Genomic DNA, 26,228 nt, shown 5'->3' with positions numbered 1-26,228 from the left:
ACCAACTCGCGCTTGACCTGCCAGCACATTATTCCAGCCCGAGCCCTCACCGTTCCATGATCAGGACGTCACCTGCCATGTCGGGTGCGATGCGGTCGAGCCAGGGCGCGCCAAACCAGTTCGTCCGCAGTGGCCGTGGTGTACGGCCAAGCACTACTGCACGTACACCGACGATCCCGGCCGGTATGGCGCAGACACTGTCCGGTGCGGCATGGCGCGTGTAGCCGCAACCGAAACGGTCAGCGATCTCGGCAAATCCGGTATCCTTCAACTGCTTGTCCGCAACATGCACGATCTGCGTCACCTCCCAGAGATTGTTGAGAAGGGACCATTCGACGAGCGGGGCCAGATGATCTTCGCCACAATCACGAACCACCAGCGTCCGTGCCGTGTCAGGCAAAGGCGTCTTGCCTACGAATAGCACCGGGCCGCTATGGCAGCTCGGCAGACGCAAAAGGCCATCCGGATCCCAGGTGGTGCGGTCCATCCGGGCCTCGACCTGGTGATGGAACCAGCCCTGGCACGGCAGGACAAGGACGGTCTGGCCCGGCTGTGTCTCGCAGCGGAGAATGGCTTCGGGATCGCCTTCATCATAGTGCAGGATCGAAGCCACGTCCGTCGCCGCCGTCACGGATTTGAGATCGCTGATGGCGTCGCTCGCCCGCTCGCGGATCAACCGCCGCACGCGCGCCTGATCGGCTGCGGCATGGATCGCATGCGTATCGATGATGGTGAATGCCGAGAGGCTCGCCCCTGTTTGCTTGGCAATGGCACAAGCACGTTCCGCAACGTGAGCAACCTGTCCGTCGATGACGGCGAACCGGACCGCCTCGAGTGCCGGCAACACCGGCATGTCGTTTCGTGGCGCCGGTTTCGGTACGGGCGATCTGGCTCGCTCGTCGACCGTTAGTGTTATCGGAGTGACGGGATCCCAGCCGCTTCGCTTGCCGAGCGACTGGTCGGCCCGCGTCAGCACACCGTCAAGTGCGTCATTGCCCGAGAGCGTCAGCTGCGCACCCGAGACATAGGCGGCGCGACCCAGGAGATGGCCAGCGACCGGAACGGTAAGCAGCAGGAAGACCACGGTCAGGATACCCATTACCGTCGCGTCCAGCGCTCCATGGGCAATGACGCTGCCGATGATCACCAGGCCTGCACCCAAGGTGCCGGCTTTGGTGGCGGCGTGCATGCGCTGGAACGGATCGGCAAGTTTGATGACGCCGTAGGCGGCGATGCAGAGGAACACGACACCGACAAGCTTGAACAGAATGGACAGGATTGCGAGCATCACGCATCCTCCTTTTTCTTCTCGAGAAGAGCAGACAGCGAACACGTCGCAAGGAACCCGATCAACGCGATCCCGAAGGCGACGTCGAGGAATTCGCGCCGGCCGGTGACGATCATCGTCAAGGCGGCGATCGCGACGGCAATGCCGGTCAGCATGTCCAGCGCGATGAAGCGGTCGGCATAGCCGGGGCCCGTCACCATGCGGACGGCCGCAAGAAGCAGCGGTACCATCAGGACGGCGATCATGATGGCGGCAAATGTTGATAGAAACCCATCCAGAAGCGCAATCATCCTTCGATCTCCTTTATGCGTGTCTCGAACGTGTTCTTGATGCTGTCCACCACCGCATCGGGCTGTGGCGCATCCAGAACGTGAACATAGAGGGTGCTCAGATCCTCGCTGACATGCAGCGAGGTCGTGCCGGGGGTCAGGCTCACGCAGTTCGCAAGCGCCGTAACGCCCGCTCTGCTGCGCAGATCAAGCGGCACGGCGAGGATCGCCGGCTTGAGCTGCGAGCTGTCGCCAAGCACCTGACGGGCGACGGCAATCGACGAACGGACGAGTTCGTTGATGAAGACCAGTCCAAGTGTCATGGACCTGCCGATACGCTTGACGAGGGTCATGGCGTCACTCCTGCTGTGGTGCTTTGGTCGATGATGGCGCCAATCAGCTCGGTACGGTTGCCGATGCTGTCGGCGGCGAGGTTTGAGAATGCGACCAGAGGTTCCGGATTGATGCCGATGGCCAACGTGATGGCTCCAAGCACCACGATGGGCGCCATCATGGCAGCCGGCACATGGCGCACCCGGGTCTTGCGCACGGGCTCTTTCCAGAAAGCCTCGATCCAGATCTTGCTCATCGAGAAGATCGTCAGGAGGCTGACGAAGAGCGCGATGCCTGCCAGCCATGCCTCATCCCCCTGGAAGGACGCGTCGACCACCATCAGCTTTGCCCAGAAGCCGGAAAGCGGCGGAATGCCGGCCAGAGACAGGGCAGGTATGGCGAAGAGCACGGCCAGCCACGGCGAGGACTTCATCAATCCGCCGGACTTGCGCAGATCAAATGACCCTGTCGCCCGGTGGATGGCGCCTGCGATGAAGAACAGGTTCGCCTTCACGACGATGTGGTGGATGATGTAGAAGACCGCGCCGGCCATGGCGAGCGGCGTCGCGATCGCAAGGCCCAGCATGATGTAGCCGATCTGGCTGATGATGTGGAACGACAGGATACGGCGCACATCCCACTGCACGGCCGCCCCGAAAACGCCGAACAGCATTGTGCCTGCGGCAAACACGCCGATCAGTGGCTTCAGGGTCCCGTTGTCGACTTCGAACAGCAGCGTGAAGACGCGGAAGAGTGCATAGACGCCGACCTTGGTGAGGAGTCCTGCGAACACCGCCGACACGATGATCGATGCCGTGTGGTAGGAGGCGGGAAGCCAGAAGAACATAGGGAAGAAGCCGGCTTTGATGCCGAAGGCGAGCAGGAACATCATCGCCGACAGGGTAAGCGCAGCCGACGATTCCGTCTGCGGCAGGACCATGGCCAGGTCTGCCATGTTCAAGGTGCCGGTCGCGCCGTAGAGCAACCCGATCGCCATCAGGAAGAGGATGGTCGAAAGGAGGTTGAGAACGGCATATTTGATCGCCCCGTCGATCTGGGCGCGGGTCCGGTCCAGCGTGATCAGGCCGAGTGTTGCGATCAGCATCACTTCGAACCAGACATACAGATTGAAAATGTCGCCAGTCAGAAAGGCACCGTTGACCCCGATCATCAAACCCAGAAACAGGGGGTAGAAGCCGGAACGAACCTGGCGCTGGCGAAGGTCAGCGACGGAGAAGATCAGGGCGCAGAGCGCCAGAAGGCTCGAGATCACCACCATCGCGACGCTGAAGCGGTCCGCAACGAACACGACGCCGAAGGGTGGCATCCAGCTTCCGAAGGTCTTGGTCAGGATGCCGCCTGCAATCACTGCATTGGCGAGGACGAGGGAAGCGCCGAATGTCAGGATCATCACGGTGAGCGCGATGATGCGCTGCACCTCCGGCCGCGAGTGAAAGGCGGCAGCCAGCGCCGCCCCGATGAGCGGTAGGACGACGGGCCACAGGAGAAGCGTGTCAGCCATTGCGGATGGCCTCCTTTTCGAAAGGCGAGCCAAGAGCTTCGGCATCGTTATGCTCGTCGGTAAAGACCGAGCCGAGCGTGTAGTAGGCCTTGAGCACGAGGGCTGCGGCGAACGAGACGAGTGCAAAGCCAATGACGATCGCGGTCAGGATGAGCGCCTGGGGCAGGGGATTTGCAGCCCCTTCGCCCAGCGTCTGTGATCCCGGTTCGATGACGGGGGGCGCTGTGAACTGCAGGCCGCCTGCAATGAAGATCAGAAGGTTCGCTGCGGTGGACAGCAGCACGACCCCGAACAGGATGCGCATCACATGGCGCGACAGGAGGAGGTAGATGCCGGCACCCATCTGGGCGGCAACGGCAAACGCGTAGATCAGGCTCACTGTTCTACTCCTTCATAAAAACGGAAAACCAGGGAAAGCACGCCGCCGATAACGACCATGAAGACGCCGATATCGAAGGCGGTTGCGGTGCCGAGATGCGTGGAGCCGAGCTTGAACCACCAATGGGTCAGGAACGATCCATCGGAGATCAGGCCGGGTATGCCGCTGGCGAAGGCCAGCACGAGACCCATGCCGATCAGCACGACCGGGTGGACGATCAGCGCCTTGCGGGCCTTCGCCACGCTGTCGGAGAGAGCAAGCAGGGCAAAGGCGAGAGCTGCGAACAGCCCGCCGATGAAGCCGCCGCCTGGCTCGTTATGGCCGCGAAACAGCATGAAGACAGCCGCGCCCAGCAGAAGCACGAAGAACAGGCGGGACATGGTGGAAAAGATGACGGACATGGTCGGTCACTCCTTGTTGCGGGCGGGTTTGAGGGAGCCGCGCAGCAGTCCCCAGGCGGCAATGGTGGCAATCGCGACGACGACGATCTCGCCAAGCGTATCGATGGCGCGGTAATCGACGAGAATGACGTTCACGACATTGCGGCCATAGGCTTCGAGGTAGCTCGTTTCGCCGAAGTAGTCGGAAAGGCGCAGGTCAATGGGCGTGACGCCGATGGAGGCGAGCGCGATGAACATCATCACGGCAAAGCCTGAAGCGATCACGCCGTCGCGCCGGCGCTCGGAAAGCGTGCGCGAGTGCCGGCGTCGCGACGGCAGTTTGATGAGTACGGCCGTCATCAGGATCACGATCAGCGTTTCAACGGCCATCTGTGTCAGAGCGAGGTCCGGAGCGCCGTTCAACATGAAGATCACAGCCGAACCGAAGCCGACGATGCCGACAGAGACGAGCCCGGCAATCAGCGAGCGGACGATGATCGTCGCCAAGGCACCGACGACGGTCAGCATCAGGACAAGTGCAACCGAGATGCGGATGCTGCCCTCAGAGGCGAGGAAGTCGGCCGACGGGGCCGCCAGGAAGGCGATGGCCAGACCCAGGGTGACCGCCAGGACGACAAGTGTGGTGTAGCGATGCTGGTCGCCGTTCTGGAGCACTCTCGTCGACAGGCGTGCCGTCGCCAGTACGCCGTTCAGGGCCTTGTGGTAGAAGCGATCGCCGAGGAAGGCATACAGCGTGTCGTAACGACGGAGCGCGTTGTGGATCCGGGTCCACTGGATGACGATGACAGCGCCGATGGCGACGACGAGCATTGACAGGACCAGCATGGGCGTCAGGCCGTGCCAGAGCTTGAACGAAACGTCGACCGGCTGACCGAGGAGTGCCGAGGCAGCCGGACCAATGAGCCACTGTCCAGCCGGCGCGGGGATAAGGCCGATCAGAATGCCGCCGGCTGCGAGTAGTAAGGGGCCTGCCAGCAGGCCTGATGTCTCGCCATGATGGATCTCACGTTCAGCCTCGGACTTGAAGTAGAACGGACGGATCGATACGACGCCGGCCACACCGACCATGACGGCATTGACGAGAACCGCAGCCGCGATCGGCAGGATGTTCCAGTCATTGGCAAGCTGCGCTTCGAACAGATATTCCTTCGAGATGAAGCCGACAAAGGGGGGCAGTCCCGCCATCGACAGGCTGGCAAGGACGGCAGCAACGGCGGTGACCGGCAGGAAGCGCGCGAGGCCGGCAAGCTTGTCCAATCGGGTTTCGCCGGTCGCATGGATGGCGGTGCCCGCGCAGAAGAACAGGGCCGCCTTGTAGAGCGCATGGCTGAGGATAAAGCCGACCGTGGCGACAGCTGCGACTTCGCCTGTCAGGCCGATCAGCATCACCAGAATGCCAAGCGAGGCGACGGTGGACTGGGCGAGGACCGCCTTGAAGCCTTCGGCGCGAAGTGCTTGCAAGGCCGCAACGACCATGGTCAAGGAGCCGAAGACCACCAGCGTATGTCCGAAGCCCGGCATGCCGGCAAACACACCGTCGAAGCGGGCGAGCAGGAAGACGCCGAGCTTCACCATGGTTGCCGAATGCAGGTAGGCGGAGGCGGGTGTCGGCGCGGCCATGGCATTGGGCAGCCAGAAGTGGAACGGGAACTGCGCGCTCTTGGTGAAGGCGCCGATCATGATCAGGACTGCGATCGGGATAGCCCAGCTGCTTGCGACCAGTTCGTTCGAGCGTGCGAGGATTTCCGTGAACGAGAAGGTGCCGAGCGTCATGCCGATGAGAAGGATGCCGGCAAACAGCGCGAGACCGCCGCCGCCGGTGACGATCAGTGACTGCAGCGCCGACTTGCGTGCCGCTTCCTTGTGACCGTCGAAGCCGATCAGCAGGAAGGAGGCGAGGCTTGTCAGTTCCCAGAAGACGAACATGACAATGAGATTGTCCGACAGGACGGTTCCCAGCATGGCGGTCATGAACAGCATGATGAGGCTGAGGAAACGACCGATCTCGGCGCTCGGCTTTTCGGCGAAATAGGCCCCCGCATAGATCACCACCAGCGTTCCGATGCCGCTGATCAGCAGGCCGAACAGCAGTGCAAAACCGTCCAGGCGGAACGCGAGTTCGACGCCGAGCGAGGGCACCCAGGCCAGCTGCGCGATCAACGCCTCTCCGTTCGCCACTGGAGCGAGATGCGTGAGAAGCGAGGCGAAGATGAACAGAGGTATGAGGCTTACCACCCAGCCGGTGTATCGCCCGAGCAGCGACGAGGCCGGTTTGGCAATGATGGCCCCGGCCAGTGCGATCAGTATGGTCCACTCAAAGTTCACGGTGCGAGTTCCTCTTGTTGTCCATTATCGGACAGCAAGAGGCGTGCCAGTCTGAAAACACCTGAAAATCAGGGCTTTAGATGTCAGCTTTCTCGAAGTGTGTTCGGAATTCCGAATGCGAGCTATCGGAATTCGGAATTCCGAACGCGCGAATACTCTTGAAGCTTCACGACCCCGAGGACGCATTTCGTCAAAGTCTGCACGGCCGCGTATTCGAACGGAGGGGAACCATCGGCCTACCAAGACGATTTCCTAAAGTGGAATTCGGGGCAAAAGCCCCGACCGCGTTCACTCACGAACATCGCTAAGGAGAAGACACATGCTCAAGTTTATAGGTAGCACCATCGGGGTCATATTTCTCATCGGATTGGCGGTCGTCGTTCTGCTCCTGATGCTGATTTTCTGAGGCCTGACGCTGCCAGCTTCAGGAGACAGTATGCCAGGGGCCGAACGCACGCCTCCGCGCATCAAGACGAAAGGGGCGACGAATCCAAAGGAGTGACAGATGACACTAAAACGCACGCTCGCGATGATGGCGATGCTCACCTGCGGGGCCGCGGCCTCGCCGGCATTGGGACAATCCGCACCATACCCTGGGAACGATGACCCTGCCGAACTCTTCGGCTACGAGATTGAGGTCAGCGAAACGGACAGTGAGCGCGTGGCCGAAAACGCGTTGCGTGCCATCCAGCGCGCCAGAGACACGGCTGAGGAGGTCAAAATGGTCTTCGGCGCCACGCAGTTCCGGTTCGTGGCGCTGAAGCAGGACAGCATGGACGTCGTGGCACCGGAGCTCGAAAAAAGGCAATCCGACGTCTCGCGCCTGCAGGCCGCCGTAGAGAGCAGCGCATTGTTCTACACGGCGATGCGAAGCGAGGGTGTCGCCGCGAGTGATGTCATCGGTGCGGACCTTGCCGACGGAGACAGTCGCTTGAGTTCCGAAAAGCGCGTGACGATCTATCTGGCGCCGTGAGGGGTGATGCGCACGCGCGTCGGCCCTGTGCCAGCAAGTCGGTCGGTGGTCGGTTTCAACGCGATTGGCGGTTCCAGAAATGCTGGGCAACCGCCAGGACAAGGCCGACCGCGACCGCCGGGACCAGGTCATCCAGCATGACGCCCCAGCCGGATGGGACCTGCTCGACATAGGCCATCGGCCAGGGTTTCAATCTGTCGAAGAACAGGAAGAGAGCCGCAAACGGCACCAGCATCCGCCAGCCCGCCTGACGGATCAGCGAGGCACCGATCAGGAAGGCCGCCACTTCATCGATGACGATCCGGCGGTCATCCTTCACACCGGTCGCCAAATCGATCGACGACGAGACATAGACTCCGAGGGCGAAGATGAGCAAGGCAACCATCGGTACCGCGAGCCGGGGCATCTTGATGGACACGACCAGCAGGGGCAGGAGCGCGAAGACCGCAAGCCCCGCACGCAGCGGAACGACCAATCCTGTTCCGAACCAGGTGGCCATAAGCCACTGCCACATCGGAACCAGACCGACGCCTGGTGGTTCGAGAACGTAAAATTCGGCCATGGGCTCCTGGAAGCGGTTGTCGCGATTGGCGCTTTTCGCCCGCGGGGCGCGAGCGGCATATGAACCCACTTATGGAGCCTGAGGCTGAAATTCGAGACGGTCACACGAAGTTTTTCTTCATCGGCTCGGCAGTGAGCCTGGCCTGTCCATCCATGTCCGCCCCTTGTGACTTCGGATATGGCCGGCGCCAACTCTCGAGCTGTTTGTCGGAAGGAATTACGCAGGTGTTATTCTACATAGCCCCGAGTGCCCCACCGCACCCGATCCACGATGGCCCAGCTCGCAAGATACGCTCATTGGATGTTTCTGGGCTTGCCTTGCAATTTCAGATATAGGGTCCATATATAGATGAGTGGCAGCCATTGAACGGGCACTGCCACTTTCTGGGCGGCACTCACCCTGGCCCCAATTAAGGAGGACATCATGTCTTCCGCCTTGCATCAGCCTATCGGCAGCTTCGACATTAGCACCATCAGAAACGCATTACGGCATGCAGGCTTCCGCCATGAGGAACCACTGTGCGAACTGGACCGCGGCGCGGCGCGCCACGCGATCACCCTTTACCAGAAGGGCGTCCGCAGATCCGGCGACTTGACCCCCGCCGTCAACCTCTGGGCAGATAAGACAGTACTCACAAGGCAAAAGCATAACGTTCAGGGATCGAGCCTGTGACCCTTGCCTTCCCCAACCCGACCCGTGCCTATGACGAGACGCGTGGTCTGATCCGTTTCATCGGTCATGATGGTCTGAACCAGGTTCTGTTTCTATTGCCTGTCGCAGTGTTTGACCGTGAGGGGGCGACCAGCCGCCGGATGGAACGCGACTATCTCCTGGCATTCGACCGCCTGCGGGATCGGATCCTGACGGCAGCGAGGCAAGCCTATCAGTCTCGGCGACGACACACGATCGAACTCGATCTCAGTGCATTCGGATCGTCCCTTCAGACGGCTGTGTGAAGACGTCAATCAGAGCGCTTTGTGAACCCACAATAGGAGCAGATCATGGTCGATCTTCAGCGGTCCACTGCAATTTGCCGGCACAACGACGGTGTCGGGCAGATCTCGCCGTGCTGCAATGTTGATTAGAAACCAGCCAGAGAACGAGCGAAGACTGGCTGACCAGGCGCTGCTGCGCGCACTGCTCCATCGCTCCAACTACTCGAGTACGGATCCGCACGCTCAGTCAGGCAGCAACTACGAAACGGAGGTGCTGATCATCAATCGCCTTCGCAACGGAATGCTGATGGCCGATATGCAAACCGCAATCTGGGAGGATGTGGTTGTCAGTGACGCCGCTGCTCTGTGGCGCTGGGAAGATGAGGGCGGAAGTCCGTGTGGTGGCGATCTGTCTGGCACAGCCGGAAAGCCAAGCACCTGATGGAGAGCTCCGACAAGGTCATCATACTCGCTGACATTCGCAAGAAGCGGATTGCAACGGCGACCTGCCGACCGAATGTCTTTGAGATCAGGTCGGGGGCTGGGAAACGGCCGGATTGCAGCATCCACGCATTCACAGCAAGGCCCGCTGTTCCGCCCAAGCAGGGCTCATGAACACGGATGACGCGAGACGCTCGGATTCCATCCGCTGCAATGTCTCGCCGTCACCACAAAAGGAGTCTCACATGTTCACGCGAACGAAAAAGAGAACCGTACAATTCAAGGCACCCTTCACGCTGACGGGTCTCCAGGGCGTGTACCCGGCGGGTGACTACGATATCTTGGACGACGAGGAGCAGATCACCGGGATCTCCTGGCTCGCCTACCGGCGCGTCTCCACCATGATCGAAGTGGCCTCAGGCAACAAGAAGAGCTTGGTTGACATAGATCCGTCGGAACTCGATGCCGCCCTGGAAAAGGACAAGCTTCTTGCGGTGCCGGGACTTTGATCGGGAGCCGATCGTCGACCCGAAAGGCCCGCAGTCCCGCCCACGTCGCGCTAACCCTCTGAAAAGGAGAAACAGCATGCCTTCTCATCGCTTTACCATCGGCCAGATGGTCCGCCTCGTCACGACCAAGGGCCTGTCGCCTGCTGCCGCAGTCACCTACACGGTCGCGGCTCCCATGCCCGCCTATCAGAACAGCCCGCAGTACCGACTGTGGAATGCTGAACTCCATCAGGGGCGTGTCGCTCTCGAACGCGAACTCGAAGCGGTGGAACCCGAACGACTTTGATGTCTTAACCTGTGCGGCAACCAGCTTGCCATTGTGTCGGAAGGTGAACGTCCATGAACAAGCCAACGCGTATTGCCTTTATCGGCAACTCTCCCCCGCGTCAGTGTGGCATTGCCACCTTCACGGGTGATCTGTCGCACGCCATGACCGAAAGCGCCGCCGATGTGAGTGCCAGCATCATTGCCATCACGGACGAGGACCAGAGTTACGCCTACCCGCCCGACGTGATCTTCGAGATCCGGGAGTCCGAACCTGAAGACTATGTGACCGCGGCGAGGATCCTGAACGAAGGACGGTTCGACGCTGTGTCCCTGCAGCACGAATTCGGCATCTTCGGCGGACCTGACGGCGAATTCATCCTGACACTCCTGTCGCATTTGCGGGTACCGGTCGTCACGACCTGCCATACGATCCTCGCGGATCCGACACCTTCACAACACCACGTCCTGAAAAAGGTCGCCGCGCACTCCAATCGCATTGTCGTTATGGCGGAGCGCGGACGTCTCTTGCTCACGCAGGTTTATGGGGTTGCGCCAGAGAAGATCGACGTCATCGCGCATGGCATACCGGATCGCCCCTTTCATGATCCGGAATTGGCCAAAGTCGAACGGGGCTACGCGGGACGACCGATCATCCTGACATTTGGCCTGCTCTCTCCGAACAAGGGGATCGAGGTGGTGATTGATGCCATGCCCGCGATCCTGGAGCAGAATCCTCGGGCGCTCTACATCGTGCTTGGAGCCACCCATCCGACATTGCTGCGCAAGCAGGGCGACACCTATCGGGACAGCCTGCGGCACCGTGCGGAAAAGCTTGGCGTCGACCACGCCGTGGAATTCCTCAATCAGTTTGTGGACCTGCCGACACTGCTCGACTTTATCGCCATGTGCGACGTCTATGTGACGCCTTATCTCGACGAAGCGCAGATGACGTCCGGAACGCTTGCCTATAGCTTCGGCATGGGCAGCGCGGTCGTATCGACCCCCTACTGGCACGCCCTGGAACTTCTGACGGATGCACGCGGCGTTCTCGTTCCATTTGGCGACGCATCGGCGATCGGCAAGGCGATTGGCGATCTGCTGGGAGACGATGAGCGTCGTATGGCCATGCGCCACCTCGCATACGATGCGGGACGTTCAATGATCTGGTCCCATGTGGCCGTGCTCTATCTGGAGAGCATGGCAAAGGCGCGCGAATCCTTTCGACCGAAACTCGTCAGCGACCTCGTCTCGCTGCGGATAACGCGGCCGGCGCAGCGAACGGCGTTGAAGCTCGGTCATCTCCACGCCATGTGTGACGATACTGGCATTGTTCAACATGCCGTCTTTTCTGTGCCAGACAGGTCCCACGGTTACTGCGTGGACGACAATGCGCGGGCGCTGCTTTTATCTTCTCTGCTGTCGAAAGCTGCTGAGATTGGAATTACCGATCGGATGACGGCGTCATTCGCAGCCTTTGTCGAACATGCGTGGAATCCGGATACGGGCCGTTTCCGCAACTTCATGAGCTATGATCGCCGATGGCTCGAAGACGAGGGATCCGAAGATAGCCACGGGAGGACGCTCTGGGCCCTGGGTTCCTGTGCGCTGTCGGATACCGATGCGCCTCGCCGCCGCTGGGCAAGTGCGCTCTTTGCGAAAGCCATGTCGGTTACGCTCGACTTTCGCTCTCCCAGAGCCTGGGCTTTCACGCTCCTCGGCTTGAACGATTATTGCACGGCCAATCCCCACGATCCCCACGCACGTATGCTGCGCGTTCGGCTCGCCGAAAGTCTGATGGATCTGGAGCGGCGTGTGTCGAAGAACGGTCGCCGCTGGTTCGAGGAGGGCCTCTCTTACGAAAACGCGAGACTGAGCCAGGCTTTGATTGTCACGGGGCTTGCTACCAAAGTGTCTGCCTTTGTCGACACCGGCCTGGCTACCCTGCAATGGTTGATGGTCCAGCAGACTGCAGAGGCAGGTCACTTTCGCGCCATTGGCACGGAAGGCTTCTTTGAAATCGGCGAGCCGCCGAAGCCCTTCGACCAGCAGCCGGTGGAGGCAACGGCAACCATATCGGCATGTCTTGCCGCCTATGACGCCACCTCCGACAAGCACTGGATCGAGCTTGCCAACAGCACCTTCAATTGGTTCACGGGCAGCAATGATCACGGGATCTCCCTTGTCGATCCGGAAACGGGAAGTTGCCGAGATGGCCTGCATGCCGACCGCGCCAATGAGAACAGAGGCGCTGAATCCGTGCTCTGCTATCTGATCTCTTCAATCGAAATCGGCAGAGTTCATCAGGCACACACGCCCGTGCTTCCCCGGGTCGTTTTCCGGCAATTCTCATGAGCCGGGTTACCCCATATCCAGAGAGAACAGGTTCCCTATTGCCCCAAGACAGCCTTCTGAATCGGCAGGCTCTTTATCTCAGGCCTGACCCGACACGCGTGATCGTGCGCCCATTCAAGCCATCGACCGAGCCGCGCCACCTCAATCCCCGTGACAAGAGCAGGGCGAATGAGATCGTTGATCGTGTTCTGTCACTGGACCCGATCGCCACGGCCAACCAGTTGCGCGATATCCTCGCCAATTTCGACACACGACATCGCAACCTGTTGCGGCAGTTCGAGCTTCGGGCGGATGCGATGGAAGATGCGTTCCACCATCATCAGCAGTTCAGCCAGCAACAAAGGCAGTTGGTCGGGGCCTACTTCATGAACGAGTATTCGTTCGAATCCGCCGCCCTCTTCAATCCCAGTATCGTTGCGCATCCAGATCAGTCTGGTGTCGCCAAGGGTAGCAGACGGGTGATCCTCAGCCTCAGGGCTGTCGGAGAGGGCCACATCTCCTCGCTAACCTTCCGCTCGGGTGTGCTTGATCCGGATGGTGATTTGGCCATCGATCCTCCGACACGTTTGGCGGGGCTGCCGGTTATTCATGCCCATGACGGGCTCGCGCCTGCCGGCTGTATCGGGCTCAGCTTCAACCGTGACAGCGACCTCAGTGAGCGCGTTGTCTTTCCGGTCACCGAAGCCCAGTCCAACGGCATTGAGGATGCCCGTTTCGTGGCCTTCGAGGACGAGGGCGAGACCATCTATTTTGCCACCTATACGGCCTATAGCGGCTCTTCAATCCGGTCGGAACTTCTTGAGACGAAAGACTTCGCGAGCTTTACCCTGACCCCTTTGCGCGGCCCTGCAGCCCGCAACAAAGGCATGGCGCTCTTTCCTCGGCGGATCAACGGCCGCTACGCGATGATCGCCCGGCAAGACAGCGAAAACCTCTTCCTGCTCTATTCTGACGACCTGCTTCACTGGGAGGAGGGGCAGATGCTGATGAAGCCGGAATTTGCCTGGCAGTTCGTACAAATCGGAAATTGCGGCTCGCCAGTCGAAATCGATGAGGGCTGGCTCCTGTTCACCCACGGGGTGGGGCCGATGCGACGCTACGCGATCGGGGTGACCCTGCTCGACAAGCAGGACCCAAGCATCATTCTCTCGCGGACAGTCGAACCCCTGCTGCAGCCGGAACCGACCGAGCGGGAAGGCTATGTGCCCAATGTAGTCTATTCCTGCGGTGCAATGCGACACGGCGATCTGATCGCCCTGCCTTATGCCGTGTCGGACACCTACTCCAACTTCATGACGATCAAGATCCGTGAGCTTCTGGAAACGATGCGTCCCGTCGGGGCGACGTCATGACGACGAAGGGTATCGCAACGCAGCCGAGAGGAGTTCCATGTGAGCCTGTCGCTTCTCAAATCACAGTTCCTTCAACAGATTTTGCCGACCTGGGCCGCAGTGGGCTACGACGAGCGCTGCGGTCAGTTTGTTGAACATCTGGAACTCGACGGATCAGCCCAGACATCCGGAGAGGTGAGGACGCGGACGGTAGCGCGGCAGATCTATGTGCATGCGCATGCGGCGCATCTCGGCGTCGCCCCGCCCGCATCACTTCAAATGGCTGAGGCGGCCTTTGCCAATCTCCACCGCGTCGCCTGGATTGGCGGTCCGCGTGGCGGTTACGCTCGCGCGTTCAACCGCCATACAGATAGCATCACCGACCCCATCCGCGACCTCTATGACAGTTCCTGTATCCTGCTTGCCCTCTCCTGGCTGCTGACCGCGACAGGCAAGGACATGTACCGTAATCATATCGATCAGGCTCTCACCGCGATCGACCAGACATTGAAGGATCCTTTCGGCGGGTGGGCCGAAGACAGCGACGGAAGCCTGCCACGCAGACAGAACCCGCATATGCATTACCTCGAAGCGGCGTTGGCCCTATGCGAAAACAACCGAACATCCGCTCACATGAGCGCCGAAGGTCGGGCCTTCGCACTTCTGGGCTCACATTTCCTGGTCGGACCGAAAGGGCCGCTTCACGAGTTCTTCGGGCCGCAATGGGAACTCGCCGCCCGCTATGGATCAGATCGGCTGGAACCTGGTCACATGTGCGAATGGGTGTGGCTGACGACACGCCATGACATGCTGGCCGACAGCGACCACGGCAAGATCTGCCTCGATCTCCTCTCGACCGCTCTGGCGATCGGGCGCATAGAGGGATCACCCTTCCTCGTCGATGTCGTTTCGGCGATCAGGCCCATTACTCCGTCGCGGAGACTCTGGCCTCAGGTGGAGATGCTGAAGGCGTTCTTGTCACTCTATGAGCGTTTCGGTTTCCAAGGATATCTCGTCGAGGCAGACGACGTGGCTGCTGCTATCCTGGCAGCCTACATGAACGGAGCACCTCCCGGTTGCTGGCATGACCGGCTTGATACGAATGATATGCCGATTGCCCAGACAATCCCCGCAAGCTCGCTCTATCATCTCTGGACTGCCGTAGCGGATCTGGTCGAGGATGGCAGGTACGCCCGCTCCCGGTCCGGCGGTGGAACAGCCTGACATCTTTGAGACGGGGAAACGAGGCGCTGAATCCCGCCGATTTCGCGCAAATTGGGGCGCATCTGGCCGAGCAGCCCGACTGGTCCGAAGTGCCAATCATCATTGCACTGGAGCGAGCGGCACCCCTTGCTCATATTCGAAGCCAATGTGAAGATTGCGGGCGAGGGCCTGTCGAACGCATTAGCGCGAATTGATTGCCATCTGGAACAGTCTGTCTACGCAAGCGGTCGTAACCATTGAGAAAATAAGCCGAACATAAAAGGATCGAATAGCCTGAGCGCGCGTTGCCTCTGATAGCGCACTTAATTGGCACATGCGCAACGTATCAGACAGAAAGCATAGGCAATGGCGCAGAAGGGGACCACAGTTATTGTCGTTGAGGACGAAACGATCGTCCGCATGGACATCGCAATGTCGCTTGAGGATGAGGGGTTCATCGTGCTCGAAGCGTCTAATGCCGACGAAGCGATAGGACTTCTCAATGCGCATGCAGAAATCAGGCTCATGTTCACGGACATCGACATGCCCGGGAGTATGGATGGCCTGAAGCTTGCAGAGGCCGTGCGTGACAGGTGGCCTCCGGTCAAGATCATCATTGCTTCAGGACACCGGCAGTTGCGAGATGATCTTCTTCCGATAGAGGGCAAGTTCTTCAGCAAGCCGTATGACCATGCCCGCATCATATCAGCCATCCGAGAAATGCTCGCACCATTATAGGCATCCGCTTGGGAAGCGGACTTCTCATGGGCTCGCATTCATCGCTGTTTTGGTGCGGTCGGCGCCTGCCTTCTCGAGCCTCCCGATATTGAGGCGTTTTCGAAGATGGCGCTCCTGTCTCATCGCGGCAAGCGTCCGAAGCAGCTTGCGGGCAGGGGTGTCACTTGTCGTCAGCAGCTCCGCTGCTGCGAAGTTTTAGGAAAAAGCCCGTTATTTCTTCCGGAGTTGTTCGCTCGAGGGCACCGCCTGCAATCTCGCTTTGCGACCAGATCCATGTCGCCGCCGGATCGTGCAACATGGCCCATTCTGCGAACGTTCGCTCTGTTACATGTTCAGCAACATGCACCTTGACGTCGAGGTGGCGGTCGTCGCGCTCAATGCGCTCAAGGGTCTTGCGCACCTCCAGCTCGGGGCCTTCAAGCCACTGCAGGTAGATGTCTGCACGGCAGATAAGGGCACCTGTAATGCCGTCACGGACATTCGCGCGCCGGGCCTCCATCAGGATCCCGTCTAAAATTGAGCTGTCATAGCCAAAGGGTTGTGACGTGTAGATGGCCCGAAACACATCCATGCGCTCTTGTCTCCTGTCTTTGGGACGCCCTGATCGACACACCCTCGCACCGTGGCATTCGAGCAGTTTCGCAAGGCGGCGTCTACCAGATACCTCGTCGCATCGGGCGTTTCGACCATAGCAGGGTCAGGCGTCAAATATAGTATTCAGCCTCAACTCGGCATATCAACAAGCGAGCCGACCAGAGGGCGCCGGGACCAAGTCGAGCTTCTGGATCAAACCTTGTCGTAGGTGAACGAGGTCAGAAGCGTTGTCACGAAATTGCTGGCCTTTTCCTTGACCAGGACTTCCGTCCACTCGTCGGTACCTCGAAGCACCAAGCCGCTGTAGATGCTGTCGACCGCTGTCTCCTCGATCCGCTTGACATGCGATCTGAATGCGGGCTCGTCACCAGACATGTACATATCGCGTACGACGACCCTCAGGATCTCTTGAATGGCGATCTGCCAGGCAGTGTTGATCGCCTGAAGTTCTGCTGCTGCTGCTTGTGTCATGAAGGCTCCCGTCTGCAGTCCGGTATCGGCTGCGAGTGAGGCATAAAAAAAGGCCAGGCAATTGCCTGACCTTCATTGGTCTCGCGCTCTCACTCTGCCAGTACATCCGTGGTCAGAGGAAAGCAGATCCCTGATATATCAGGCGGCCTGAAGGTTGCAGGCCGACATCTTGCCCGACTTGTTGTCGCGCTCCATGTCGTAAGACAGCTTCTGGCCTTCGACGATTTCGCGCATGCCGGACCGTTCAACAGCCGAGATGTGAACGAATGCGTCCGGGCCGCCGTTGTCAGGCTGAATGAAGCCGAAGCCCTTGGTGGAATTGAACCATTTTACTGTGCCAGTGGTCATGATGAACCCTTTCGTAGCAATAGGAGAGACCCCCGCGCGATTGCGCAGCGGATGGTAATAGCGATGCTTTAAAGGGAGGGTTCGTTCAGGGCGCGGTGCCAAACGCGCGATAACCAAAGCTCAGCAGCAAAATATCGATAACCCCTTTTATGAGTGTTTCAGAAGGTTGTCAACCTTTGGTTTTGTCATTGCCGAGTTCAGTTTTAGGTGGTCCCATTCCGGAACTCATTTTCGCTAAGCGCCTTCCCTTCGGTCATTCAATTCGTGATCCCTCGCTGCTGGATGCAGACCTACTGCTAATGGAGCTTCCCTGTAGCCATCGAGCGAAACTAAGGCCAAGGCCCTAGCTTCGACCCGTTCGCTGCGACATCAGCCTGGGCGAGGGATTTTTCACTTGCCCTTAGGCCTGTTTGCCGCAATATTGCCACCATCAACCGGACCCGCAAAGCGGGTGGCTTCTCCGGGCGCCTATCCCCCGGCAACCAGCTGACTCCTGCCCATATCTCTATCGATATCGCTGCAGCGAGTATTCCGATTGGACATCCCCAATGACCATGACGGCCTGATTGCGCCATAGAACCGACGTCGATCACCACGGCGCTCGCCGTGCTCATCATGCTCACATTCTGTGCGCGCGACGTCACGCATCCATTCACAATTGACCCGCCGCGCTGACGGACTCCCAAGCGTCGCCGGCATGGAGAACACACACTTGAATCGCGATTATATAGGAACCCTCAAAGCCGAATGGTTCGGCAACATCCGGGCAGATGTTCTGGCCGGTCTCGTGGTGGCACTCGCCCTCATCCCCGAAGCCATCGCCTTTTCGATCATCGCTGGCGTTGATCCGAAGATTGGCCTCTATGCCTCCTTCTCGATCGCTGTCCTTATCGCCTTTGTCGGCGGTCGTCCTGGCATGATCTCGGCCGCCACCGCCGCCACCGCAGTCCTCATGGTCACGCTGGTGCGCGACCATGGCCTCCAGTATCTCTTGGCGACGACCGTCCTGGCGGGGCTGATCCAGATCGTCGCGGGTATTTTGAAACTCGGTTACGTCATGCGCTTCGTCTCGAAGTCCGTCATGACCGGCTTCGTTAACGCGCTCGCCATTTTGATCTTCATGGCGCAACTGCCGGAACTGATCGACGTGCCGATGCTCACCTATATCATGGTCGCCGCCGGTCTCGGGATCATCTATCTCTTCCCCTATGTCACCAAGGCTGTGCCGTCGCCGCTCGTTTGCATCGTGGTACTCACGGCGCTCTCGCTCTGGTTCGGTTTCGACATCCGCACCGTTGGCGATATGGGTGAGCTGCCGTCGACATTGCCGATCTTCCTGATCCCGCAGATCCCGTTCAACCTCGAAACACTGATGATCATCCTGCCATATTCCATCGCTGTGGCAGCCGTGGGTCTTCTGGAATCGCTGATGACGGCTCAGATCGTCGATGATCTGACCGACACGCCGAGCGACAAGAACCGCGAATGCGTCGGCCAGGGCATTGCCAACACGGCAACAGGCTTCATCGGCGGCATGGCAGGTTGTGCGATGATCGGCCAGTCGATCATCAATGTGAAGTCCGGCGGTCGCGGACGTCTATCGACCTTCTGCGCCGGCGTCTTCCTGCTTTTCCTGCTTCTTGTGCTGGGTGATCTCGTGAGCCAGATCCCGATGGCAGCACTCGTCGCCATAATGATCATGGTCTCGATCGGCACCTTCTCCTGGTCCTCGATCAAGAATTTGAGGGATCACCCGCGGTCGTCGTCGATCGTGATGATCGCGACCGTCATCGGTGTCGTCTACACCCACAACCTCGCCATCGGCGTGTTGATCGGTGTGCTGCTTTCGGCCGTCTTCTTCGCCTGGAAGATCTCGCAGATTTTCCGCGTCACCTCGGCTGTGTCGGCTGACGGCATGCATCGCACCTATACGGTCGAAGGGCAGGTGTTCTTTGCCTCCGTCGAGGACTTCAATAAGGCCTTCGACTTCAAGGAAGCCCTCGACAAGGTCACCATCGACGTCAGCCATGCCCATATCTGGGATATCTCCAGCGTCGCGGCCCTCGACATGATCGTGCTCAAGTTCCGTCGTGAAGGCGCGGATGTGGAAATCATTGGCCTCAATCAGGCAAGCGAGACCATCGTCGACAAGCTCGCCATCCATGACAAGCCCGGCGCCATGGAACGTCTGATGGGCCATTGAGGGAGGATCAAAAATGACAAGAATACTCGGATTGATCGACGGCTCGCCCTATGCCCAGAGCGTATGCGACCACATTGCCTGGATCGCAGGCAAAACCGACGTGACCGTCGAACTCCTCCACGTGATCGGCAGGCGGGATCTCGCCTCCGAGCCAGTCAACCTCAGCGGCAATATCGGGCTGGGTGCCCGCACGGCGCTTCTTGAAGAACTGGCAGAACTTGATGCGCAGCAGGCCAAGGTTGCCCACAAACGTGGACGTCTGTTGCTCGACGAGGCAAAGGCCCGGCTCAACGATGCTGGCGTTGCCAATGTCGAGACGAAGCTGCGCAACGGTGATCTGGTCGAGACCGTGCTGGAATTCGAGGCTAATGCCGACATCATCGTTATCGGCAAGCGTGGGGAGGGTGCGGACTTTGCCAAGGGCCACCTCGGATCCAACCTGGAACGTGTCGTGCGCTCGACACAAAAGGCGATCGTCATTGCCTCGCGCGCCTTCAAGCCGGTCGCCAAGCTGCTGATCGCCCATGACGGCGGCACGATGGCGATGAAGACGGTCAACCAGGTGTCCCGCAGCCCGATCCTTGACGGTCTCGGCTGCACAGTGGTGATGGCGGGTTCGGACGCGAGCGAGAACCGCAAGAAGCTCGATGATGCTGCTGTGATCCTGAAGGCCGCGGGCTACGCCCCGGAAGTCGCACTCGTGCAGGGCGCGCCCGACAAGGTGATCTCGGAGATGGTGGAAAAGGAAGGCTTCGACCTCCTTGCCATGGGGGCCTACAGCCATTCCCGGCTGCGCTCCCTCTTCATCGGCTCGACGACGACGGAGATGATCCGCTCCTGCAAGGTGCCGGTCGTCATCTTCCGCTGAGATCAGGACGGGCGGGCAAACTGCCCGCCCTCTTGCCCGGAAGAAAACCATGAAAACGATCGAGGATCTCGATATCGTCGAGGCGTTCAAGTGCCGTCTCGAACACGAGCTGATTGAGATGGTTCGGCTGGTTGACGAAAGCCGCGCGTATCGGGCTCCGGTCTAGCTGGATCAGCAGAGCGTGGGACGATTATCTCGCATGGACGCCATGCAACAGCAGCCATGGCCCAGAATCTCAACCGTCGCCACCAAACCTCGATTGCCGGTAGCGCGTCAGAAAATGCAGCGTTACACATGCGCCGCTCATCCGCTTTTATCACGTTTCGTCAACGTCCAGGTCTTGCCTCGGGCGCGTATCGTTTTGGAAAGTGCCAATGGTTCGCAGCTATTGCGATTTCGCCAGCGCGAACGGGCAGCAGCTGCTGTTCGGTGCGCTGTTGATGGCGCTTTCAAGCTTTGGCCAGACCTACTTCGTCTCTGTTTCCGGCTCCTATTTCCGCGCAGCGTTCAATCTGACCGATGTTGGTCTCGGTGCCACCCATGCAGCCGGAACCTTTGCCAGTGCGCTGAAGCTGACATAGGCAGGGCGATTGATCGACTATACGAGCGTTTGCCGGTTCACCTGACCTCTGCGGCGGAGGTACGCGCCACGCTCTCCCTGTGATCAATCCGTCGTGCCGAGATCCTGTATGCAAGCATCGCACGTCCTGCTCACGGGATCCTCCGAGAGGATCATGAGATGCACCGTATCATCAGGCCACAGGCGGGAGTTGATCGGCATCAAGACGGCTGAAATTGGCGTTGAACTTCTGTGCGAAGGTCGTCAAGCCCATGACAAACAACACATGTCGATTGTTATGGCCAAAGGGAACAACGAGGCGTAGTATTTCTTGGTGGCCGGGCCAGAAGTCAATTGCGATAGTCAGCCTTGCCATGGAGGGGATAGCCGATGCAGCAATTCGGGGACCCGAATGGCGCGAAAAGGCTCGCGCTCGCTATCGTTGAAAGCATACCGGAACCCTTCTTTGTGCTCGATAGTCATATGCGGCTGGTTGCAGCGAACGCTACCTTTTTCGAGGCCTTCGAGTTCGACAGGGATGTCGCCAAGATCGGACGCCGCACGCTCCTGATGTCGGCGCGAACCGTCGATTATGGCGGATCATCCGCCCCGAACACGCTGCTCGCGTTTCGCGACATCACTGAGGCAAGGCGGGCGGAAGCTGAGAAGCAGGCACTGCTGGAGCGCACGGAAGAATTGCTCGTCCAACAGCACGTTCTCTTTCAGGAAATGCAGCACAGGGTGGCCAACAGTCTGCAGATCATCGCCAGCATTCTGATGCTCAAGGCCTGCGCCGTGACGTCCGAGGAAAGCCGTCGCCATCTCGAAGACGCCCGCCAGCGCGTTATGTCGGTCGCATCGGTGCAGAACGACCTGCACTTAACGGATGGCGTCGACGAGATCGAAGTTTCGCCCTATCTGCAGAAGCTCTGTGACGGTTTGGCAAAGTCGAACATTCTGGATAGCCGGCCGATCTCAATTGATCTGCATGCCAGTGAAAGCACCCTCCCGTCACGCAACGCCGTGAGCATCGGCTTGATCGTGACCGAACTTGTCATCAACGACATAAAATATGCCTTCCCGGTGTCCACTGGGGCTGAACGGGTGCTCGTCAGCTACAAGACACGCGATACTGACTGGCGGCTGGTCGTCGCTGACTACGGTCTCGGTCGCAGCGTGACGGAAAAGCCGATTGAGCCCGGATCTGGTCTCGGATCTTTGATCATCGAGGCGCTCGCCAAGCAGCTCGATGCGCGGGTCGAGATTGCATCCAGCGACAAGGGCATGAGTGTCACCATTGCCCATGCGACGTTCCACTCGAACACGAGTACCGCAGCCTGAGGCTTTTTCCGCTGGATGGCGGCGGGGTGACGCTGACAAGCGTCTCCATTTCGGGATTCGGGGATGGAGAGGAACGCCGCCGCGCGTCAACCGTTGCCATGAGTAGACTGGCTTGGCGAGATTGCAGGAAGACGATGGCATGAAGATCCGTGCAGGGTTTAACATCGAATACGCGTGTCAGAACGAGACTCCGATGCTGCTCGTCCTCAAAATTCACCCGTCGCGGGAACGGGATCTGTGCAGCGAACAAAACCTCTCCTTCAGCCGCCCGATTTCCCAGCGCGATTATCTCGATGCTTACGGCAATGCCTGCAGCCGGATCGTGGCGCCTGCTGGCCGAACGATGATCTCGGCCCAATTCGATGTGAGCGACAGCGGCCTGTTGGAAGCCCTGCCCGAACAGGCCGTTCAGCTTCCAATTCAGGACTTGCCCGACGATGTCCTGGTTTTCCTGCTGGGGAGCCGTTACTGCGACACGGACCGTCTGGCCGATTTTGCCTGGAAGCAGTTTTCCGAGACGCCTTTGGGCTGGCCGCGGGTGAAGGCCATCTTGGACTTCGTCCATGGGCATCTTGTCTTCGATTATGACAGGGCCGACCCGACCCGCACGGCTCATGGCGGTTTCATGGACCGGACAGGCGTCTGCCGCGATTTCGCGCATCTCACCATCACGCTCTGCCGATGCCTCAACATCCCAGCCCGCTATTGCACCGGTTATCTCGGTGATATCGGCGTGCCGAAGGATCCGCATCCCATGGATTTCAGTGCCTGGTGCGAAGTCTATCTCGGCGGTCGCTGGTGGACCGTCGATGCGCGCCACAATGTCCCGCGTATCGGGCGCATCCTGATGGCGAGGGGGCGTGATGCCACGGATGTCGCGCTCTCGACAGCCTTCGGGCCAGCAACGCTGACGCATTTCGAAGTCGTCACGGAAGAAGTCGACTGACGACCATCAGGCACCTGGCGCGATGGACGAAGACCTCGAACCATCGCCATGGGCGCGAGACCGAGCCGACAAAGGAAGGTGCCCAAATGACCATTCAGCGAGCAAGCTTCTATGTGCTGCTTTTCATCATAACGATTGCCTTCGTGTGGCTTCTCATTCCCTATTACACAGCGGTGTTGTGGGCCGTCATCCTGGCGATCCTTTTCTTCCCGGTCCATAAGCGGCTGGAGCGGTGGCTGGGTGGTCGCGCAACCGTGGCGGCATTGCTGACGCTGCTTCTTTGCATCTGCCTCGTCATCCTGCCGGCTCTCGGCATCCTGGCATCCCTCATTCAAGAAGGGACGAGCCTTTACCAGCGCATCAGCAGCAATGAAATTGACCTGAACGCCCATCTTCTGCGTTTGCAGGCGGTGCTTCCGGAGTTTGTGGGCACCTGGCTGACTTCGCTGAAGCTTGATGGCTTTGCCGAGTTGTGGGCACAGCTCTCGTCCGGCCTGATGGAGGCAGGCCAGTCAATTGCAGGCGGAGTATTGAGCTTTGGTCAGAACACGCTGCAATTCTTCATAGGCATGGGGCTGATGCTCTACCTTTTGTTCTTCCTGTTTCGGGATGGCGCATCCCTTGCAAAGACCTTGCGCCACTCGATTCCGCTCAGCGACGACTACACCCGGCAGTTCGTCGACAAATTCGCGGCGGTTGTCCGTGCCACGGTCCGTGGCAATGTAATCATCGCGATAGTCCAAGGTGTCATCGGCGGATTGACCTTCTGGGCCCTGGGCATAGAGGCGGCCCTCCTTTGGGGCGTTGTGATGACGTTTCTCTCGATGCTCCCGGCCATTGGCGCCGCGATCGTCTGGTTGCCGGCCGCTATCTGGCTTTTCCTCATTGGTGCCTGGATCAAGGGGATCGTCATGGTCGCGGTCGGCGCTCTCGTTATCGGTCTGATCGACAACCTTCTGCGTCCTCCCTTGGTCGGGCAGGGCGCGAGACTGCCGGACTATGTCGTCCTCATTTCGACCGTCGGTGGAATCTCGCTCTTTGGCCTGAGCGGTTTCGTTATCGGGCCACTCATTGCGGCGCTGTTCATTTCGGCATGGTCACTGTTCACGCTACAACAACAGAAACCGGCATCGGCTTCGGTCAGGTCCGGCATGGAGGGTTAAGCGAAAGGTCGCGCGTGCCGATTTCGGCTTGGGCATCAGTTTTGGGCATCAGGTCGCTGATGACGCCAAAACGGGATCCGGCATGACGGAAAAACTTAGGAATCAGGGCTTTTGGGGGGATTGGCTGGGGATCCTCGATTCTCGCATGATTTCTGACGCTTGGAAAAATTGCCTTTAATTTTCCTATGGTTTTCCTGCCGCGAGCGACCGTGGATGCCATCTTTGCGCCTCGGCTTTGGGTTGACGTCAACATGACGGGAGAGCGGCAATTATATCCGCGTCTGACCCATCATGCGCTTCCGTGATTCTATTGTCGTTTCAAGACCTGAAACTCTCACGCTTTCGAAGGCTAATGCTGCAGTCACCCGGTGACGTGCCGCATCAGACCGGGGCATAACGCTCGATCGTCAACGTCAGCGATGCCGTGGCCTCCTTGAATCGCCGGAATTGGTCCGATGCCCTGTGGGTCGCAAGCGCCGCTTCGTTTTCAAATTCTTCGAGGACCAGAAAACCACCGGCATGCTCGCAGCACTGCAGAATGTCGAACATTCGGTTTCCGGGTTCTTCGCGGCTCAAGCGCTGCAGATCCTGAAGGGCACTCAGCAGGCTATCTGCCTCCAGAGGTGCACAGGTCATCCGCAGATGCACGCCAATCGACCGTCGCTGTTGGTTCATGTGATCCCCTTGCGTGAAATAAATTGCAGAAACAAAAATATTATGCAGTCGTGATTGACGCAAGCCCTTCGCCGCGATATTGATCACGTCATGCAATAAATTGCTTAAAGCGATTTTTATTGCAGTTGATCACCATCTCTGGGAGGGGAAAAATGCTGAAGTCTCTGAAGGCCGCCACCGCCATCGGCCTGATTGCCGCCGCCGCCATTGCCGGGGCCGTCGCGCCAGCCAACGCCGAAGGAAAGTTTGCCTGCGAGCCGGGCGAAACCTATGTCATGAACGTCATGGTATCCGGCCATCCCTATTGGGTCCCGGTCTTCGAAGGCTTCAAGCAGGCGGCCAAGGCGCTGGGCTGCGAGGCTGCCTTTACCGGCACGCCGGAATACGACATCACCAAGCAGATCGCGTCTTTCGAGCAGGAAGTGGTGAAGAAGCCGAAGGGCATCCTGCTGCATCCGATGCAGTCGGATCCGTTCATCGAGCCGATCAACCGGGCCATCGACTCCGGCATTTCGGTCACCACGTTTGCGGCAGACTCGCCGAAGTCCAAGCGCACCGCCTACATTACCTCCGACAATGTCGCCGAGGCGAAGTTTGCGGCCGAAGAAATCGTCAAGGCCCTTGGTGGTAAGGGCGAATATGCGGTTCTCGAAAACCCGGGCCAGAGCAACCATGATCTGCGGGTGACCGCACTCATCGACTACATGGAGCGGACCCATCCGGACATGAAGCTGGTCGGTCGCCAGGCGACCAACCAGGATTCCAACGCGGCCTATCAGGCGGTCTCCGCCATGCTGCAGGCCAATCCGAACCTCGGCGCGCTCTGGATCCCCGAAGCCGGTTCGGCAGAAGGTGCGGTTGCCTCCGTGCTCGAAGCCAAGAAGCAGGTCCTGATCCTGCACGCCGACATCACGCCCACAACGCTTGAGCACATCAAGCAGGGCAACATCCACATGTCGATCAACCCGAACCAGGGCATCCAGGGCTTCATGGGCTTCATGAATACCTTCCTCGGCGCCCATCCGGAACTGATCGACCCGTTCAACGACTACAAGGTGTCGGGCTTCAACCCGATGCAAGTGCCGTCGATGGACAATGGTTTTGCGGTCATCACCAAGGCGAACGCCGCATCCTTCGACCTCAACGAATACATGAAGGGGCGCTGAGCGCCGACCTGCATGACCCCGGCGGCGCGTCGCGCGGCGCCGGGGAAGTCGAAGTGATGGAAGGGG

At 59.3% G+C, this 26,228-nt stretch carries 28 protein-coding genes and 1 other annotated feature; of the genes, 16 read left to right on the top strand and 12 right to left on the bottom strand.

What is annotated here, in order from left to right; translation table 11 throughout:
- Positions 1-46: 46 nt before the first annotated feature.
- From SJY08_RS14620 to mbhE, 7 genes are read right to left on the bottom strand one after another with little or no spacing between them, the layout of a single operon-like run.
- Positions 47-1,288 carry a monovalent cation/H(+) antiporter subunit G gene (locus SJY08_RS14620; protein ID WP_300890308.1) on the bottom strand — a complete coding sequence of 414 codons (1,242 nt, stop codon included), beginning with the start codon at positions 1,286-1,288 and terminating at the stop codon, positions 47-49.
- A complete protein-coding gene (locus tag SJY08_RS14615; protein WP_054150741.1) occupies positions 1,288-1,578 on the bottom strand; it encodes a monovalent cation/H+ antiporter complex subunit F in 291 nt (96 codons plus the stop codon). The genes SJY08_RS14620 and SJY08_RS14615 overlap by 1 nt, the downstream gene beginning before the upstream one ends.
- Positions 1,575-1,910: a Na+/H+ antiporter subunit E gene (locus SJY08_RS14610; protein WP_153761478.1), complete on the bottom strand. Its 336-nt coding sequence runs from the start codon at positions 1,908-1,910 to the stop codon at positions 1,575-1,577. Before SJY08_RS14610 ends, SJY08_RS14615 begins: the two co-directional genes overlap by 4 nt.
- Positions 1,907-3,412, bottom strand: coding sequence for a Na+/H+ antiporter subunit D (locus tag SJY08_RS14605; RefSeq protein ID WP_054150739.1), 1,506 nt, complete (start codon positions 3,410-3,412; stop codon positions 1,907-1,909). The genes SJY08_RS14610 and SJY08_RS14605 overlap by 4 nt, the downstream gene beginning before the upstream one ends.
- Complete coding sequence (locus SJY08_RS14600; RefSeq protein WP_054150738.1) at positions 3,405-3,791, bottom strand: NADH-quinone oxidoreductase subunit K; 387 nt, start codon at positions 3,789-3,791, stop codon at positions 3,405-3,407. Before SJY08_RS14600 ends, SJY08_RS14605 begins: the two co-directional genes overlap by 8 nt.
- A complete protein-coding gene (locus SJY08_RS14595; protein ID WP_069042186.1) occupies positions 3,788-4,192 on the bottom strand; it encodes an MnhB domain-containing protein in 405 nt (134 codons plus the stop codon). The genes SJY08_RS14600 and SJY08_RS14595 overlap by 4 nt, the downstream gene beginning before the upstream one ends.
- A gap of 6 nt (positions 4,193-4,198) precedes the next feature.
- Complete coding sequence (mbhE, locus tag SJY08_RS14590) at positions 4,199-6,517, bottom strand: hydrogen gas-evolving membrane-bound hydrogenase subunit E (protein WP_300890311.1); 2,319 nt, start codon at positions 6,515-6,517, stop codon at positions 4,199-4,201.
- Between the two features lie 505 nt (positions 6,518-7,022).
- Between mbhE and SJY08_RS14585 the strand changes: the two genes are divergently transcribed.
- A complete protein-coding gene (locus SJY08_RS14585; RefSeq protein WP_377276539.1) occupies positions 7,023-7,490 on the top strand; it encodes a hypothetical protein in 468 nt (155 codons plus the stop codon).
- A 55-nt stretch (positions 7,491-7,545) separates the two neighbouring features.
- On the opposite strand, the gene SJY08_RS14580 is transcribed toward SJY08_RS14585, so the two are convergent.
- On the bottom strand, positions 7,546-8,052 hold the full coding sequence (locus tag SJY08_RS14580; RefSeq protein ID WP_153761480.1) for a phosphatidylglycerophosphatase A: 507 nt from the start codon (positions 8,050-8,052) through the stop codon (positions 7,546-7,548).
- 423 nt (positions 8,053-8,475) lie between these two features.
- Between SJY08_RS14580 and SJY08_RS14575 the strand changes: the two genes are divergently transcribed.
- From SJY08_RS14575 to SJY08_RS14540, 8 genes are all read left to right on the top strand, one after another.
- The gene (locus tag SJY08_RS14575) at positions 8,476-8,724 is read left to right on the top strand and encodes a hypothetical protein (protein ID WP_054150733.1); all 249 of its coding nucleotides are present in this window, start codon (positions 8,476-8,478) and stop codon (positions 8,722-8,724) included.
- Positions 8,721-9,008 carry a DUF1488 family protein gene (locus SJY08_RS14570; RefSeq protein ID WP_054150732.1) on the top strand — a complete coding sequence of 96 codons (288 nt, stop codon included), beginning with the start codon at positions 8,721-8,723 and terminating at the stop codon, positions 9,006-9,008. The genes SJY08_RS14575 and SJY08_RS14570 overlap by 4 nt, the downstream gene beginning before the upstream one ends.
- Before the next feature lie 665 nt (positions 9,009-9,673).
- Entirely contained in the window at positions 9,674-9,937 is a 264-nt protein-coding gene (locus SJY08_RS14565) for a hypothetical protein (protein WP_377276536.1), read from the top strand.
- 76 nt (positions 9,938-10,013) lie between these two features.
- Positions 10,014-10,223 carry a hypothetical protein gene (locus SJY08_RS14560; RefSeq protein WP_054150729.1) on the top strand — a complete coding sequence of 70 codons (210 nt, stop codon included), beginning with the start codon at positions 10,014-10,016 and terminating at the stop codon, positions 10,221-10,223.
- Between the two features lie 53 nt (positions 10,224-10,276).
- Positions 10,277-12,556 (top strand): glycosyltransferase family 4 protein, encoded by a 2,280-nt coding sequence (locus SJY08_RS14555; RefSeq protein WP_377276534.1) that lies wholly within the window; start codon positions 10,277-10,279, stop codon positions 12,554-12,556.
- A complete protein-coding gene (locus SJY08_RS14550) occupies positions 12,553-13,908 on the top strand; it encodes a glycoside hydrolase family 130 protein (RefSeq protein WP_377276532.1) in 1,356 nt (451 codons plus the stop codon). The genes SJY08_RS14555 and SJY08_RS14550 overlap by 4 nt, the downstream gene beginning before the upstream one ends.
- 39 nt (positions 13,909-13,947) lie before the next feature.
- Complete coding sequence (locus SJY08_RS14545; protein WP_377276530.1) at positions 13,948-15,111, top strand: AGE family epimerase/isomerase; 1,164 nt, start codon at positions 13,948-13,950, stop codon at positions 15,109-15,111.
- A 345-nt stretch (positions 15,112-15,456) separates the two neighbouring features.
- Positions 15,457-15,828, top strand: coding sequence for a response regulator (locus SJY08_RS14540; RefSeq protein WP_054150725.1), 372 nt, complete (start codon positions 15,457-15,459; stop codon positions 15,826-15,828).
- 160 nt (positions 15,829-15,988) lie between these two features.
- Here SJY08_RS14540 and SJY08_RS14535 read toward each other — a convergent pair whose 3' ends face one another.
- The 3 genes from SJY08_RS14535 to SJY08_RS14525 all read right to left on the bottom strand — a co-directional run bounded on the left by SJY08_RS14535 (position 15,989) and on the right by SJY08_RS14525 (position 17,241).
- Positions 15,989-16,399, bottom strand: a complete 411-nt coding sequence (locus SJY08_RS14535; protein WP_377276528.1) for a BLUF domain-containing protein — start codon at positions 16,397-16,399, stop codon at positions 15,989-15,991.
- A gap of 215 nt (positions 16,400-16,614) precedes the next feature.
- Positions 16,615-16,893, bottom strand: coding sequence for a hypothetical protein (locus tag SJY08_RS14530; RefSeq protein ID WP_054150723.1), 279 nt, complete (start codon positions 16,891-16,893; stop codon positions 16,615-16,617).
- Positions 16,894-17,031: 138 nt separating this feature from the next.
- Positions 17,032-17,241, bottom strand: a complete 210-nt coding sequence (locus SJY08_RS14525; RefSeq protein ID WP_069042173.1) for a cold-shock protein — start codon at positions 17,239-17,241, stop codon at positions 17,032-17,034.
- 433 nt (positions 17,242-17,674) lie between these two features.
- Positions 17,675-17,726 (top strand) — a sequence feature (sul1 is cis-regulatory element that is thought to sense ions involved in sulfur or methionine metabolism; They are found in Alphaproteobacteria).
- Between the two features lie 212 nt (positions 17,727-17,938).
- On the opposite strand from SJY08_RS14525, the gene SJY08_RS14520 reads away from it, so the two are divergent.
- The 6 genes from SJY08_RS14520 (at position 17,939) to SJY08_RS14495 (ending at position 24,321) form a co-directional block, all read left to right on the top strand.
- Positions 17,939-19,444 (top strand): SulP family inorganic anion transporter, encoded by a 1,506-nt coding sequence (locus SJY08_RS14520; protein ID WP_377276525.1) that lies wholly within the window; start codon positions 17,939-17,941, stop codon positions 19,442-19,444.
- Positions 19,445-19,457: 13 nt separating this feature from the next.
- The gene (locus SJY08_RS14515) at positions 19,458-20,312 is read left to right on the top strand and encodes a universal stress protein (protein WP_377276523.1); all 855 of its coding nucleotides are present in this window, start codon (positions 19,458-19,460) and stop codon (positions 20,310-20,312) included.
- A gap of 374 nt (positions 20,313-20,686) precedes the next feature.
- Positions 20,687-20,893: a hypothetical protein gene (locus SJY08_RS14510; protein WP_377276521.1), complete on the top strand. Its 207-nt coding sequence runs from the start codon at positions 20,687-20,689 to the stop codon at positions 20,891-20,893.
- A 368-nt stretch (positions 20,894-21,261) separates the two neighbouring features.
- On the top strand, positions 21,262-22,212 hold the full coding sequence (locus SJY08_RS14505) for a sensor histidine kinase (protein ID WP_377276519.1): 951 nt from the start codon (positions 21,262-21,264) through the stop codon (positions 22,210-22,212).
- Between the two features lie 139 nt (positions 22,213-22,351).
- Positions 22,352-23,158, top strand: a complete 807-nt coding sequence (locus tag SJY08_RS14500; RefSeq protein WP_054148668.1) for a transglutaminase family protein — start codon at positions 22,352-22,354, stop codon at positions 23,156-23,158.
- A gap of 86 nt (positions 23,159-23,244) precedes the next feature.
- A complete protein-coding gene (locus SJY08_RS14495) occupies positions 23,245-24,321 on the top strand; it encodes an AI-2E family transporter (RefSeq protein WP_069042168.1) in 1,077 nt (358 codons plus the stop codon).
- 381 nt (positions 24,322-24,702) lie between these two features.
- On the opposite strand, the gene SJY08_RS14490 is transcribed toward SJY08_RS14495, so the two are convergent.
- Complete coding sequence (locus tag SJY08_RS14490) at positions 24,703-25,083, bottom strand: putative quinol monooxygenase (protein ID WP_377276516.1); 381 nt, start codon at positions 25,081-25,083, stop codon at positions 24,703-24,705.
- 65 nt (positions 25,084-25,148) lie between these two features.
- Here SJY08_RS14490 and SJY08_RS14485 point away from each other — a divergent pair, with 65 nt between their 5' ends.
- Complete coding sequence (locus SJY08_RS14485; RefSeq protein ID WP_377276514.1) at positions 25,149-26,162, top strand: substrate-binding domain-containing protein; 1,014 nt, start codon at positions 25,149-25,151, stop codon at positions 26,160-26,162.
- The last annotated feature ends 66 nt before the right edge of the window (positions 26,163-26,228 follow it).

This window comes from Rhizobium sp. R86522 (genome assembly GCF_042466255.1).
GTDB lineage: Bacteria > Pseudomonadota > Alphaproteobacteria > Rhizobiales > Rhizobiaceae > Allorhizobium.
The sequence above is the reverse complement of the archived record's forward strand: the minus strand, read 5'-3'. Positions and strand labels throughout refer to the sequence as shown.

Coding starts and splice junctions, on each gene's coding strand:
- SJY08_RS14620 (WP_300890308.1), bottom strand. CDS start 1,288: ATGCTCGCAATCCTGTCCATTCTGTTCAAGCTTGTCGGTGTCGTGTTC.
- SJY08_RS14615 (WP_054150741.1), bottom strand. CDS start 1,578: ATGATTGCGCTTCTGGATGGGTTTCTATCAACATTTGCCGCCATCATG.
- SJY08_RS14610 (WP_153761478.1), bottom strand. CDS start 1,910: ATGACCCTCGTCAAGCGTATCGGCAGGTCCATGACACTTGGACTGGTC.
- SJY08_RS14605 (WP_054150739.1), bottom strand. CDS start 3,412: ATGGCTGACACGCTTCTCCTGTGGCCCGTCGTCCTACCGCTCATCGGG.
- SJY08_RS14595 (WP_069042186.1), bottom strand. CDS start 4,192: ATGTCCGTCATCTTTTCCACCATGTCCCGCCTGTTCTTCGTGCTTCTG.
- SJY08_RS14585 (WP_377276539.1), top strand. CDS start 7,023: ATGACACTAAAACGCACGCTCGCGATGATGGCGATGCTCACCTGCGGG.
- SJY08_RS14580 (WP_153761480.1), bottom strand. CDS start 8,052: ATGGCCGAATTTTACGTTCTCGAACCACCAGGCGTCGGTCTGGTTCCG.
- SJY08_RS14575 (WP_054150733.1), top strand. CDS start 8,476: ATGTCTTCCGCCTTGCATCAGCCTATCGGCAGCTTCGACATTAGCACC.
- SJY08_RS14565 (WP_377276536.1), top strand. CDS start 9,674: ATGTTCACGCGAACGAAAAAGAGAACCGTACAATTCAAGGCACCCTTC.
- SJY08_RS14560 (WP_054150729.1), top strand. CDS start 10,014: ATGCCTTCTCATCGCTTTACCATCGGCCAGATGGTCCGCCTCGTCACG.
- SJY08_RS14555 (WP_377276534.1), top strand. CDS start 10,277: ATGAACAAGCCAACGCGTATTGCCTTTATCGGCAACTCTCCCCCGCGT.
- SJY08_RS14550 (WP_377276532.1), top strand. CDS start 12,553: ATGAGCCGGGTTACCCCATATCCAGAGAGAACAGGTTCCCTATTGCCC.
- SJY08_RS14540 (WP_054150725.1), top strand. CDS start 15,457: ATGGCGCAGAAGGGGACCACAGTTATTGTCGTTGAGGACGAAACGATC.
- SJY08_RS14535 (WP_377276528.1), bottom strand. CDS start 16,399: ATGGATGTGTTTCGGGCCATCTACACGTCACAACCCTTTGGCTATGAC.
- SJY08_RS14530 (WP_054150723.1), bottom strand. CDS start 16,893: ATGACACAAGCAGCAGCAGCAGAACTTCAGGCGATCAACACTGCCTGG.
- SJY08_RS14525 (WP_069042173.1), bottom strand. CDS start 17,241: ATGACCACTGGCACAGTAAAATGGTTCAATTCCACCAAGGGCTTCGGC.
- SJY08_RS14520 (WP_377276525.1), top strand. CDS start 17,939: ATGGAGAACACACACTTGAATCGCGATTATATAGGAACCCTCAAAGCC.
- SJY08_RS14515 (WP_377276523.1), top strand. CDS start 19,458: ATGACAAGAATACTCGGATTGATCGACGGCTCGCCCTATGCCCAGAGC.
- SJY08_RS14510 (WP_377276521.1), top strand. CDS start 20,687: ATGGTTCGCAGCTATTGCGATTTCGCCAGCGCGAACGGGCAGCAGCTG.
- SJY08_RS14505 (WP_377276519.1), top strand. CDS start 21,262: ATGCAGCAATTCGGGGACCCGAATGGCGCGAAAAGGCTCGCGCTCGCT.
- SJY08_RS14500 (WP_054148668.1), top strand. CDS start 22,352: ATGAAGATCCGTGCAGGGTTTAACATCGAATACGCGTGTCAGAACGAG.
- SJY08_RS14495 (WP_069042168.1), top strand. CDS start 23,245: ATGACCATTCAGCGAGCAAGCTTCTATGTGCTGCTTTTCATCATAACG.
- SJY08_RS14485 (WP_377276514.1), top strand. CDS start 25,149: ATGCTGAAGTCTCTGAAGGCCGCCACCGCCATCGGCCTGATTGCCGCC.